This window comes from Pseudomonas sp. TE3910 (assembly GCF_056279025.1).
Window position 1 is genome coordinate 4,904,385 of the sequence record NZ_JBWBQN010000001.1, and the last position, 12,023, is coordinate 4,916,407.

Annotated in this window: 14 protein-coding genes; 13 read left to right on the top strand and 1 reads right to left on the bottom strand. The window is 60.9% G+C overall.

Annotation, left to right across the window (positions count from 1 at the left end; genetic code table 11):
- The first annotated feature begins 32 nt into the window (after positions 1 to 32).
- The 10 genes from ACZ9H3_RS22465 (at position 33) to ACZ9H3_RS22510 (ending at position 8,013) form a co-directional block, all read left to right on the top strand.
- A complete protein-coding gene (locus ACZ9H3_RS22465) occupies positions 33 to 809 on the top strand; it encodes a heme ABC transporter permease (RefSeq protein ID WP_065759849.1) in 777 nt (258 codons plus the stop codon).
- Entirely contained in the window at positions 806 to 982 is a 177-nt protein-coding gene (gene ccmD / locus ACZ9H3_RS22470; RefSeq protein ID WP_102052421.1) for a heme exporter protein CcmD, read from the top strand. Before ACZ9H3_RS22465 ends, ccmD begins: the two co-directional genes overlap by 4 nt.
- On the top strand, positions 979 to 1,443 hold the full coding sequence (ccmE, locus tag ACZ9H3_RS22475; protein WP_065759847.1) for a cytochrome c maturation protein CcmE: 465 nt from the start codon (positions 979 to 981) through the stop codon (positions 1,441 to 1,443). The genes ccmD and ccmE overlap by 4 nt, the downstream gene beginning before the upstream one ends.
- Entirely contained in the window at positions 1,440 to 3,428 is a 1,989-nt protein-coding gene (locus ACZ9H3_RS22480; protein WP_065759846.1) for a heme lyase CcmF/NrfE family subunit, read from the top strand. Before ccmE ends, ACZ9H3_RS22480 begins: the two co-directional genes overlap by 4 nt.
- The gene (locus ACZ9H3_RS22485; protein WP_065759845.1) at positions 3,425 to 3,961 is read left to right on the top strand and encodes a DsbE family thiol:disulfide interchange protein; all 537 of its coding nucleotides are present in this window, start codon (positions 3,425 to 3,427) and stop codon (positions 3,959 to 3,961) included. Before ACZ9H3_RS22480 ends, ACZ9H3_RS22485 begins: the two co-directional genes overlap by 4 nt.
- The gene (locus tag ACZ9H3_RS22490; RefSeq protein WP_330523241.1) at positions 3,958 to 4,434 is read left to right on the top strand and encodes a cytochrome c-type biogenesis protein; all 477 of its coding nucleotides are present in this window, start codon (positions 3,958 to 3,960) and stop codon (positions 4,432 to 4,434) included. The genes ACZ9H3_RS22485 and ACZ9H3_RS22490 overlap by 4 nt, the downstream gene beginning before the upstream one ends.
- Complete coding sequence (ccmI, locus tag ACZ9H3_RS22495) at positions 4,427 to 5,635, top strand: c-type cytochrome biogenesis protein CcmI (RefSeq protein WP_330523242.1); 1,209 nt, start codon at positions 4,427 to 4,429, stop codon at positions 5,633 to 5,635. Before ACZ9H3_RS22490 ends, ccmI begins: the two co-directional genes overlap by 8 nt.
- A 12-nt stretch (positions 5,636 to 5,647) precedes the next feature.
- Positions 5,648 to 6,061 (top strand): hypothetical protein, encoded by a 414-nt coding sequence (locus ACZ9H3_RS22500; protein WP_476222611.1) that lies wholly within the window; start codon positions 5,648 to 5,650, stop codon positions 6,059 to 6,061.
- A gap of 48 nt (positions 6,062 to 6,109) precedes the next feature.
- Positions 6,110 to 7,048, top strand: coding sequence for a 2-hydroxyacid dehydrogenase (locus tag ACZ9H3_RS22505; RefSeq protein WP_476222613.1), 939 nt, complete (start codon positions 6,110 to 6,112; stop codon positions 7,046 to 7,048).
- A gap of 98 nt (positions 7,049 to 7,146) precedes the next feature.
- Positions 7,147 to 8,013 carry a TylF/MycF/NovP-related O-methyltransferase gene (locus ACZ9H3_RS22510; protein ID WP_330523244.1) on the top strand — a complete coding sequence of 289 codons (867 nt, stop codon included), beginning with the start codon at positions 7,147 to 7,149 and terminating at the stop codon, positions 8,011 to 8,013.
- A gap of 14 nt (positions 8,014 to 8,027) precedes the next feature.
- Here the strand turns inward: ACZ9H3_RS22510 and ACZ9H3_RS22515 are convergent, their stop codons facing one another.
- Entirely contained in the window at positions 8,028 to 8,921 is an 894-nt protein-coding gene (locus ACZ9H3_RS22515) for a LysR substrate-binding domain-containing protein (protein ID WP_476222615.1), read from the bottom strand.
- A gap of 158 nt (positions 8,922 to 9,079) precedes the next feature.
- Between ACZ9H3_RS22515 and ACZ9H3_RS22520 the strand changes: the two genes are divergently transcribed.
- The 3 genes from ACZ9H3_RS22520 to ACZ9H3_RS22530 all read left to right on the top strand — a co-directional run bounded on the left by ACZ9H3_RS22520 (position 9,080) and on the right by ACZ9H3_RS22530 (position 11,920).
- Entirely contained in the window at positions 9,080 to 10,012 is a 933-nt protein-coding gene (locus ACZ9H3_RS22520; protein WP_409278252.1) for a DMT family transporter, read from the top strand.
- A gap of 1,106 nt (positions 10,013 to 11,118) precedes the next feature.
- Complete coding sequence (locus ACZ9H3_RS22525; RefSeq protein WP_065759838.1) at positions 11,119 to 11,460, top strand: FKBP-type peptidyl-prolyl cis-trans isomerase; 342 nt, start codon at positions 11,119 to 11,121, stop codon at positions 11,458 to 11,460.
- A 49-nt stretch (positions 11,461 to 11,509) separates the two neighbouring features.
- The gene (locus ACZ9H3_RS22530) at positions 11,510 to 11,920 is read left to right on the top strand and encodes a hypothetical protein (protein ID WP_102052423.1); all 411 of its coding nucleotides are present in this window, start codon (positions 11,510 to 11,512) and stop codon (positions 11,918 to 11,920) included.
- Positions 11,921 to 12,023 lie beyond the last annotated feature (103 nt).

Consider the following 12,023-nt stretch of genomic DNA (forward strand, 5'->3'; position numbering starts at 1 on the left):
CGCTGCCCAGCAAAGACCCTGGATGTACCGTGATGAAAAGCAGCGCAATCAGCTGGACGTGGTTTCATAAACTGGGTTCGCCCAAGTGGTTCTATTCCATCAGTGGGCGGATGCTGCCGTGGCTGGCGATCGCCGCCGTGCTGCTGTTGACGGTCGGTGTGGTCTGGGGCTTGGCCTTTGCCCCTCAGGATTACCAACAGGGCAACAGTTTTCGCATCATCTACATCCATGTGCCCGCCGCCATGCTGGCACAGTCCTGCTATGTGATGCTGGCAGTGGCCGGCGTGGTCGGCCTGGTCTGGAAAATGAAGATCGCCGACATTGCATTGCAGTGCGCTGCGCCCATTGGCGCCTGGATGACCGCCGTGGCGCTGGTTACCGGCGCCATCTGGGGTAAGCCGACCTGGGGCAGTTGGTGGGTCTGGGATGCCCGACTGACGTCGATGCTTATCCTCCTGTTTCTGTACTTCGGTCTGATTGCCCTGGGGCAAGCGATCAGCAATCGTGAGAGCGCGGCCAAGGCCTGTGCAGTGCTGGCGATTGTCGGGGTGATCAATATCCCGATCATCAAGTATTCGGTGGAGTGGTGGAACACCCTGCACCAGGGCGCAACCTTTACCTTGACCGAGAAACCGGCGATGCCGGCGGAAATGTGGTTGCCGTTGCTGCTCACGGCACTGGGTTTCTACTGCTTCTTCGGCGCGGTACTGCTGATGCGCATGCGCCTTGAAGTACTCAAGCGCGAAGCCCGCAGCAGTTGGGTGAAAAGTGAAGTCATGAATACCCTGGGTCGGGAGCTGGCACGATGAGTTTCACCTCCTTCAGCGATTTTCTCGCCATGGGCCACCACGGCCTGTATGTCTGGTCGGCCTACGGCATTAGCCTGTTAGTGCTGGCGATCAACGTCGCGGCGCCGATCCTGGCCCGTCGCCGTTACCTGCAAGAAGAGGCGCGCCGTCTGCGCCGGGAGAGCAATCAGTGAATCCGCAACGCAAGAAGCGCCTGTTCATCATTCTCGGCCTGCTCGCCGGCCTCGGCGTTGCCGTGGCACTGGCATTGAGTGCCTTGCAGCAGAACATCAACCTGTTCTACACCCCAACCCAGATCGCCAATGGCGAGGCGCCCCTGGATACCCGTATCCGTGCGGGTGGCATGGTTGAAAAAGGTTCCCTGCAACGTTCCGGTGATTCGCTGGACGTGCGTTTCGTGGTCACCGACTTCAACAAGTCTGTGCCCATTACCTACCGCGGCATTCTTCCGGATCTGTTTCGCGAAGGGCAGGGCATTGTCGCACTCGGCAAACTGAATGCCGAAGGTGTGGTAGTGGCGGACGAAGTGCTGGCCAAGCACGATGAAAAGTACATGCCGCCAGAAGTGACCAAAGCCCTGAAGGAAAGCGGTCAGGCTGCGACTGACGCTGGCCAGGCCGGAGGCAAACCATGAACGCCGCTTTGGTAATCCCCGAACTGGGCCAATTGGCCATGATCCTGGCGCTGTGCTTTGCCTGCGTCCAGGCCAGTGTGCCATTGCTGGGTGCCTGGCGCGGTGACAGCCTGTGGATGAGCCTGGCACGGCCTGCGGCCTGGGGCCAGTTCGCATTCCTGGCCTTCGCCTTTGCCTGCCTGACCCACGCCTTCATGACCGATAACTTCTCGGTTGCCTATGTCGCCAGCAACTCCAACAGCGCCCTGCCTTGGTACTTCAAGTTCAGCGCGGTGTGGGGCGCTCACGAAGGGTCGTTGCTACTATGGGCACTGATTCTCGGCGGCTGGACCTTTGCCGTGTCGATCTTCTCCCGGCAGTTGCCACAGGTGATGCTCGCCCGCGTGCTGGCGATCATGGGTATGATCAGCGTGGGCTTCATGTCGTTCCTGATCGTCACCTCCAACCCGTTCCAGCGGCTGTTGCCGCAGGTACCGACCGATGGTCGTGACCTCAACCCGCTGTTGCAGGATGTGGGCCTGATCGTTCACCCACCCATGCTCTACATGGGCTATGTCGGTTTCTCGGTCGCGTTTGCCTTCGCCATCGCCGCGTTGCTCGGTGGTCGTCTTGATGCGGCCTGGGCGCGCTGGTCGCGGCCCTGGACCATCATCGCCTGGGCCTTTCTCGGCATTGGTATCACCCTGGGCTCCTGGTGGGCCTACTACGAGTTGGGTTGGGGCGGCTGGTGGTTCTGGGACCCGGTAGAGAACGCCTCTTTCATGCCGTGGCTGGTCGGCACTGCCCTGATCCACTCCCTGGCCGTGACTGAAAAACGCGGCGTGTTCAAGAGTTGGACGGTACTGCTGGCCATTGCCGCATTCTCGTTGAGCTTGCTGGGTACCTTCCTGGTTCGCTCGGGCGTGTTGACCTCGGTGCATGCCTTCGCTTCCGACCCGGAGCGCGGTGTGTTCATCCTGATGTTCCTGCTGTGCGTGGTCGGCGGCTCGCTGACCCTGTTCGCGCTGCGTGCGCCAGTCGTCAAGAGCCAGGTTGGCTTTGCCCTTTGGTCGCGTGAAACCCTGCTGCTGGCCAACAACCTGATACTGGTGGTCGCGGCCTCGATGATCCTGCTCGGCACGCTGTATCCGCTGGTGCTCGACGCGTTGACCGGGGCGAAGCTGTCCGTCGGCCCACCGTACTTCGATGCACTGTTCCTGCCGCTGATGGCCCTGTTGATGGTGGTGTTGGCCATAGGCGTTCTCGTGCGCTGGAAAGACACCCCCGGCAAATGGCTGCTGGGCATGCTCACCCCGGTACTGGTCGGCAGCGCCATTCTGGCGCCGATCGGCGGGCTGATCGTGGATGACTTCGATTGGCCAGTACTGACCACCTTTGCCCTGGCGGCCTGGATCGTGCTTGCCGGCGTGCGTGACCTTCTCGACAAGACCCGCCACAAGGGTGTGTTCAAGGGCATGCGAAGCCTCACCCGCAGCTACTGGGGGATGCACGTCGCTCACTTCGGCCTGGCGGTTTGCGCGCTGGGTGTGGTGCTGTCGAGCAACAACAGTGCCGAGCGCGACCTGCGCCTGGCGCCGGGCGAGTCAGTGGAACTGGCGGGCTACCACTTCATTTTCGAGGGCGCCAAGCATTTCGAGGGGCCGAACTTCACCTCCGACAAGGGCACGGTTCGGGTGGTCAAGGATGGGCGTGAGATCAGCGTCCTGCACCCGGAGAAACGCCTCTACACCGTGCAGCAATCGGTGATGACCGAAGCGGGCATCGATGCCGGCTTCACTCGCGACCTCTATGTTGCTCTCGGAGAACCGCTGGACAACGGCGCCTGGGCTGTACGGGTTCATGTCAAACCGTTCGTGCGCTGGATCTGGCTGGGCGGTCTGCTGACTGGCCTGGGTGGCCTGCTGGCCGCGTTGGATGGGCGTTATCGGGTCAAGGTGAAAAGCCGTGTACGTGAAGTACTGGGCATGTCTGGAGCAACTGCATGAAGCGTTGGATCATGGTGCTGCCGCTGGCGGTGTTTTTGCTGGTGGCGGTCTTCCTCTATCGCGGGTTGTACCTGGACCCGGCTGAACTGCCTTCGGCAATGATCGGCAAGCCGTTCCCGCATTTCTCCTTGCCAGCCGTGGAGGGCGAGAGCACCCTGACCCAGGCCGACCTGCTGGGCAAGCCGGCACTGGTCAACGTCTGGGGTACCTGGTGCGTGTCCTGCCGGGTCGAGCACCCGGTGCTGAACAAGCTGGCCGAACAGGGCGTGCGGATCTACGGGGTCAATTACAAAGACGACAATGCGGCGGCGCTGAAGTGGCTGAAGGACTTCCACAACCCGTATCAGCTCAATATCCGCGATGAGCAGGGCACCCTGGGCCTGGACCTGGGCGTGTACGGCGCGCCGGAAACCTTCCTGATCGATGCCAAGGGCATCATCCGTCACAAGTTCGTGGGTGTCGTCGACGAGACTGTCTGGCGCGAGCAACTGGCCCCGTTGTACCAAGGCCTTGTCGACGAGGGCCGGCAATGAAGCGCTGGCTAGCGGCGGCCGTACTGGGCCTGAGCCTGGCCGGCGTGGCCCAGGCGGCAATTGATACCTATCAGTTTGCCGATGATGCTGAACGTGAGCGTTATCGCGACCTGACCAAGGAACTGCGTTGCCCCAAATGCCAGAACCAGGACATCGCAGACTCCAACGCCCCCATTGCCGCCGACCTGCGTCGGGAGATTTTCCGGATGCTGGGCGAGGGCAAGAGTAACCAGCAGATCATCGACTTCATGGTTGACCGTTACGGTGATTTCGTTCGTTACAAACCGGCCCTGACTGCGCGTACCTGGTTGCTGTGGTTCGGCCCCGGTGCACTGCTGCTGGGCGGCGTCGTGGTGCTTGCGGTGATCGTGCGCAAGCGCCGCACGCCGGTTGTCAACGGCACCGCCGACCTTTCTCCCGAGGAGCGTGAGCGCCTCGCCAAACTGTTGGAAAAAGAACAGACCCATGACTGATTTCTGGCTTGCTGCAGGCCTGCTGTTACTGGTAGCCCTGAGCTTTTTGCTGATCCCGGTGCTGCGCGGACGTCGTGCGCAACTGGAAGAAGACCGTACCGCACTGAACGTTGCCCTGTATCAGGAGCGCGTCGCCGAGTTGCAGGCGCAACAGGCTGCCGGTGTACTTAGCGCCGAACAACTGGCGAGTGGGCGTGACGAAGCGGCCCGCGAGCTGCTCGACGATACCGAAAATGCCGAGCCTGCACGGCTGGCTCGCCTTGGCAAGCCACTGCCACTGCTGGCTGCGGTATTGGTGCCATTGATGGCCCTGGGCCTGTACCTGCATTTTGGCGCCAGTGACAAAGTGGCCCTGACCCAGGAATTTGCCCAGGCACCGCAGTCGCTGGAAGAAATGACCGCACGCCTGGAGCGCGCCGTTGCTGCCCAGCCGGATTCGGCCGAGGGCCTGTACTTCCTTGGTCGTGCCTACATGGCGCAAGAGCGTTCTGCCGATGCCGCCAAGACCTTCGAGCGTGCCGTGGGCCTGGCCGGGCGCCAGCCCGAGTTGCTCGGGCAGTGGGCGCAGGCACTCTACTTTGCCAACGGCAAGCAGTGGACCCCGCAGTTGCAGGGGCTGACCGACGAAGCCCTCAAGGCTGATCCGCAGGAAGTCACCAGCCTTGGGCTGCTGGGTATTGCCGCGTTCGAAGGCCAGCGCTATCAACAGGCCATTGATTACTGGAACCGTCTGTTGGCGCAACTGCCTGCCGGTGATGCCTCCCGTGCGGCGCTGGAAGGCGGCGTGGCACGAGCTGCCGACAGGCTCAAGGCCAGCGGTGTTGAGCCCGTAACAACCCCTGCCGCCAGCGACAAGGCACCGGCGCGGCTCAAGGTAAGGGTCGAACTGGCGGCAGCGCTGAAGGATAAGGTTCAGCCAGGTGACAGCGTGTTTATCTTTGCCCGTGCGAGTGAAGGCCCGCCCATGCCGTTGGCAGTGAAGCGGGTGACGGTGGCCCAGTTGCCCATCGAGGTCGAATTGGCGGATAGCGACGCAATGATGCCGAGCATGAAACTGTCGAACTTTCCTGAAGTCCAACTGGTTGCGCGCGTCTCTCGCGCAGGCCAGCCGACCAAGGGCGAGTGGATCGGCCGCAGTTCGCCGCTGGCCAGCAGTACCGAGGCGCAGCAGCACCTGACCATCGACAGCCCGGATCCTTAAGCGAGTAGCCTCATGAACAGCACCGTACGCCTCACCCTGATTACCCTGTTTCTGGGCCTGAGTGCGTGTACGGTGCAGCAGCCTTCGACTTACCCTGAACCACCTATTGAGCGCCAGCCACCAAGCCCGGTGATCAAGCCGACGCCGCGCCCGGGCACAGTGCCGAGCAAGCCGACCGTTACCCCTTCGCAGAAACCGATGCCGCGCACCTCGGCCAGCTTCGCACCGCCACCCGGCGGTGCCAGCCACTGGGACCCGCGCCTCGGGGTTTACGTGCTCGAAGGCCAGACCAACACCTTCTACCGGCAGCGCACCTACTACCGCTGGAATAACGGCTGGAGCTGGTCGACCAGCCTCCAGGGGCCTTGGCAGGAAACCGATAGCAGCGGTGTTCCGGGTGGTCTGGGACGGGCCTTTTCCAACTAGTCCGTGCTGGCGCACAATGCGCCCTCGCGGACAGTTCTGGAGCAAGGCATGACAAAGACGGTATTGGTGCTGGTAGAAACGGTCGACGACTACCTGCCCCTGCTGCGCAACAACGGTTTCAACCTGATTCTTGCGCAGACGCCGGCGCTACGGCGCGAGGCCATTGCTCGCCATGGCAGTGAAATCGATGCGGTGCTTACGCGCGGGCCGCTGGGCCTGTATGCCGATGAAATGGCGGCATTGCCACACTTGAAAATCATCTGTGTGATTGGTGCCGGCTATGAGCAGGTTGACCTTGCGGCAGCGGCAGCACGCGGTATCACCGTCACCAATGGGGCGGGCGCCAATGCATCGACGGTGGCTGACCATGCCATGGCCCTGCTGTGCGCGGTGGTTCGTGATATCCCCCGTGCCGATGCTTCAACCCGTCGTGGTGAGTGGAACCGGGTAATAAGCCCGTCGCTGGCCGGCAAGCGCCTGGGCATTCTCGGCTTGGGGGCGATTGGCCAGGCCATCGCCAAGCGTGGCGCTCTTGGTTTCGACATGCAGGTCAGTTATCACAGCCGCCAGCCACGTAGCGGCCTGTCCTACACCTATTGCGACAGTGTGCTGGCGTTGGCACAGGCCTCGGATTTTCTGGTGGTTGCCACGCCGGGTGGTGCCAGTACCCGGCACCTGATCGACGCCACGGTGCTGGAGGCATTGGGTGAAGGGGGCTTCCTGGTGAACATCGCCCGGGCCAGCGTGGTCTGTACCGCCGACCTGGTCGATGCGTTGCAGCGAAAGCGCATCGCCGGTGCTGCGCTGGACGTTTTCGATGAAGAGCCTGCGGTACCTGAAGCGCTCAAGGCACTGCCGAATGTGGTGTTGACCCCGCACGTGGCCGGGCAGTCGCCGGAAGCGGCGGGTGACACGGTGCGTCTGGTGCTGCAGAACCTGCAGGCGTTCTTTTCCGGCAAGCCTGTTCTGACCCCGGTCACCGTCTGATATTGCTGGCTGATGGGCCGTCGCTTAAGGTTTTTTGATGGTGGCCGATACGTTCTATGCCTTGATATTCAACGAGTTTTAGACTGGAGTGTCTGCTGATGTTGCCGGATGATTTTTCGCCCGAAGTATATTTGGAGCTGCATGCCGATGTTCGGGCCGCTGGCATGGACCCGACTCAGCACTACCTTAAATTTGGCAAAAGTGAAGGTCGTCCTTACAAGCATGGCGCTGTTGCCACCCGTGACAAAAGCCTGCTCCACCCTAAGCTCGAAGGTCATTATCAGTACGACGGCCTTGCCTCGAAGCACAACCATGACTTCATGATCGACCCGTCCTACGTTGCTGCCTATCAGCGTGGCATCGAAGCGACAGGGTCTGATTACAAGTGGTACTGGCGCGTCCATATCGGGCTGTGGGCCGCTCGCTCGGCAGCCAAGCACGAAGGCGATTTTGTCGAGTGCGGTGTCAACTATGGCTTTCTGAGTTCGGCAATCATGAAGGACCTGGATTGGGATACTACTGGCAGGCAGTTCTACTTGCTGGATACGTTTACCGGGTTGGATGAGCGCTACCTGTCCGATAATGAAAAAAACGGCGGTGTCATCGAACGCAATCAGAGCGAAATCAAATCGGGCTTTTACACCACCAACCTCGATTCGGTGAAAAAGAATTTCTCCGAGTGGCGCAATGTGCGCATCGTCCCGGGAAGCATTCCTGATACGTTGGAGCACATCGAGGCCACCCGCATTGCGTTTCTGCACATTGATCTTAACTGCACGATACCTGAAGTGGCGGCTATCGATTATCTTTGGGACCGCCTGGTCCCCGGTGCCTTTGTACTGCTCGACGATTACGCCTACTTCGGCTATCAGCCGCAGAAGGAAGGGATGGATGCCTGGGCAAAGAAAATGGACCTTTCTATTGCCAGTTTGCCGACCGGTCAGGGCCTGCTCATCAAGCCTTGATGCCTTAGGCGGGGTCAACCGTTCGCCATCAGCCAGTCAGCAAAGACCTTCGCCGCAGGCGAAGGCATCACCTGTTTGTCGTGCACCAGGTAGTCAGCCTGCCCGGTATGCACGACAAAGTCCGAAACCGTGCGGATCTGCCCACTGTCGATCCGCTCGCGCGCCATGAACTCCCAGCCCAATCCCACACCCATGCCCTGCATCACTGCATCGAACACCAGATTGACCTGGTTGAACGTCACTGCGTCAGCCGGTGCTTTGTAGCGCACGCCCTGATGGTTGAACCAGTCGTGCCAGTCCAGGCAGTTCCAGGCTGAGGCGTCCAGTTGAATCAGGGGCAAGGCCTGCAGCTCACTGAGTGAGTGCACCGCTGGCAGTGGGCGTTGGGCACTGACAATCGGATAGATGCATTCGTCAAACAGCTTGTTGGCCTGCAGCGAGCGCCAGCGGCCATGACCGTAGAGGATGCCGAAGTCGTAGTCGGTGATCACGCTCTCGCTGATCTCGTTGCTGGCGTGAATGTTCACCGTCAGTTCGGGGTGTTGTTCGTTGAAGCGCAACAGGCGCGGGAACAGCCAGTACTGCGCCACAGCGTGCGTGCAGATAACGCTGACATTGCGGCTGCCATGGCCGCTCTTGAGCCGCAGCACATTAGCCAGCAGGCTCTCCAGCATAGGCTCGACGATGGCATTGAAGGCAGTACCGGCCTGGGTCAGGGCAATACCGCGTGCGCGCCGCTCGAACAACGGCGCCGACAAGTGATCCTCCAGCACCTTGATTTGCTTGCTGACTGCGCTTTGCGTCAGGCATAGCTCGCTGGCGGCGCGGGTAAAGCTGCCGGTGCGGGCGACCGCTTCAAAGGCAATCAGGGTGTCGAGAGGTGGCAAGTGTCGGTTGAAGCGGCTCATGTTCCAGGCCTGCGTTTACGGAATGCCCTGATCATAAGATCGAAGGCTGAAGGGGGAAAGGTATTCCGTATGGGAATGGCTGCATGCCGAATGATCTTTTGTCGAGGGGCGTGTGAGCGGCTAGCCTGCGCGCATCAATCCATCAAGAGGTGTGTGCGGTGAAACGGGGTGTGGCCTATGCCGGCGTGGCCGGAGCGATGTGGGGAATGGTACTGATGGTGCCGCAGTTGTTGCCGGAGTTCAGCCCGGTGCTGCTCAGCTGCGCACGCTTCGTACTGTTCGGGGTGATTTCGCTGGTGCTTGCCATTCCCCTGCGTCAGGCCTTGCGCAAATTGACCCTGAGCGACCTGTGGATGCTCACGCGGCTATCGGTGATCGGCAACCTGATCTACTTCATCTGCCTGGTGGCCGCGATTCAGCGCCTGGGCGTGGCGCCAGCTTCGCTGATTGTCGGGGTACTGCCCTTGACCATCACCCTGTACGGTCGCCATGACAGCGGCGCAATCGCCTTGTCGCGGCTGGCCGGCCCGTTAGGTTTGATCCTCGCCGGCATGCTCTGTATCAACCTGCAAACCTTCGCCGTAGAGCCGGGCGCCATGGCTGACAAGTTTATTGGTGTGCTGTACGCCTTGGGTGCGCTGCTGAGCTGGACCTGGTACGCCGTCCACAACAGCCGCTACCTGAAGCAGTCCGGGCATTTCGACAGCCACCAGTGGTCGGTGTTCTGTGGTGTGGCCACGGGCCTGTTCAGCTTGCTGCTGGTCGCTGCGATCTGGCTGTGGCAACCGGCTCAGTTGCACGTCGAGGCGCCGGCTGGTCGTTGGAACCTGTTCTGGCTTTACAGCCTGGGCAGCGCCTTGTTTGGCTCGTGGTTGGCCGCCTTGCTGTGGAACGCCGCGTCCAAGCGGATGCCGTTGACCATGAGCGGCCAGTTGATCGTATTCGAAACGCTGTTTGCCCTGCTGTATGCCTTCATCTGGCGGCACAGCGGCCCGAGCGTGCTGGAAGCCGCCGCGATTGTGCTGGTGATTGGCGGCGTGTGCTGGTCGATGCGTCAGCATGAGCCCCAGCGGGCGGTAAGCGTTGCCTGAACTGAGGGTGTTGCCGGTTTACAGATTGCCGAGATCGGCTGGGACAATGGGGGATGGTGGCACTCGTGCAGAGCGTGGATTTCCTGCGTGGGCTTTGTTTTTCAGTGCGCGAAGTAGCAAGTGCTGATGGGCCATGTATGGCGCGTCTACACGGGAGCGATGGCGTAAGGAAGGAACCCGAAGCGCAGCGCAGGGCCGGATGTAGGGACGAGGGTTTTGCCCACTTTTGTGCCGTTCAAAAGTGGGTCGCCGTAAAAGGCGAAACCAGCCGGTGGTGCCGCTGCAGGACATGGATATGTTCGCGAAGTGAATGCCACACATCACAAGCGTGTATCGCCGCTGATGCAAACAGGCATATCCATTCGCGATGTCGGGCCCGATACCCCGTTCCGCCTTTACGGCGTGTCACTTTTGTCGGGGCAAAAGTGACCAAAACCCCTCGTCCCAACATCCGGCCCTGCGCTGCGCTGCGGGTCCTCTCACTCCGGCAGTGCTCCCGCCGGGGCCGCGCTGAAGGGCCTTCCTGGCCCTCAGCCCTTGCCAGGCATCCTTGCCTGGCACCCGACTACGCACGGCCTGCGTTCGACCTCCTGAAGGGACGATTTGGCGGTGCCTGCAGGTTCAGCGCATAAAAAAGCATTGCCGGAAAGGCTGACGCCTTAGTGGATAGCGTCGATTTTCTGCGTGGGCTTTTTTTGTCAGCGCGCGAATTAGCAGGCGCTGCAGGTCGTCCCTTCAGTAGGCTGAGTGGAGCCGTCGCGTAGTGGGGTGCGAGGCATGGATGCCTCGCAAGTGCTGATGGGCCATGGATGGCCCGTCGGCGCGTCCACGCGGGAGCGATGACGTAAGGAAGGAACCCGAAGCGCAGCGGAGGGCCGGATGTTGGGACAGGGCGTTTTGCCCACTTTTGTGCCGTTCAAAAGTGGGTCGCCGTAAGAGGCGAAACCAGCCGCTGGTGCCACTTCAGGGAATGGATAAGTTCGCGAGACAGGTGCCACAAATTACAAACCTGTATCGCCCCTGGTTTTTGTCGGTGCTTGCCAAACGTGCGCATTCCTGAGAAAAGGCTGCGGCAATAGCGTACGTACGTTTCAACGAGGACAAGCATGAGCAGCGAACTGCAAATTACCGATATCCAGGTGGGCGAAGGCAAGGCCGTGGTCAAGGGGGCCTTGATCACCACCCAGTACCGCGGCTTTCTCGAAGACGGCACACCGTTCGATTCTTCCTATGAGCGGGGCAAGCCGTTCCAGTGTGTCATCGGCACCGGGCGCGTGATCAAGGGCTGGGACCAGGGCCTGATGGGCATGAAGGTTGGCGGCAAGCGCAAGCTGTTCGTGCCATCGCACCTGGCTTATGGCGCACGCAAGATGGGCCCGGTGATCAAGCCGCACTCGAACCTGGTCTTCGAGATCGAATTGCTGGAAGTACTGACCCGCGACGATTGATTGGCTAGCGTAAGGTCACCCCACACTTTTTTGCAGGCAGAAACCGTGCATGGACGCAGTTGTACAGCAGGAACCTACCGGATGCGGCATTGCCGCCTGTGCCGCCCTGGCACAGATTGATTATGGCCAGGCGCGGCAGGTGGCCAATGCGCTGGGTATCTTTGCCGAGGACCGCGCGCTGTGGTCGGACACCCACTATGTTCGCCGTCTGCTCGGCGAACTGGGTATCGTTGCGGCCCCTGAGCAGCACCCCTTTGACGGGTGGGAGGCGTTGCCCGACCGCGCCCTGTTGGCGATCAAGTGGCGGCTGGTGGCTGGCCGGCCTTTTTGGCATTGGGTTGTCTTCGTGCGCGATGCAGAGGGCTGTTTTGTGCTGGACTCAAAAAAAGCCCTCAAGCACAACCGGCGCCAGGATTTCGGGCGCATGAAGCCCAAGTGGTACATCGCGGTGCCTCGTTGAGGTTGATGGCCCTTTGCCTGTTCTGTGACCGTTAGTGTGTCAGGAATGTCGAATGGGGGAATTGTTTCCCTTGTTGGCGATCTCGCCAGGTTACTCGGGGCGT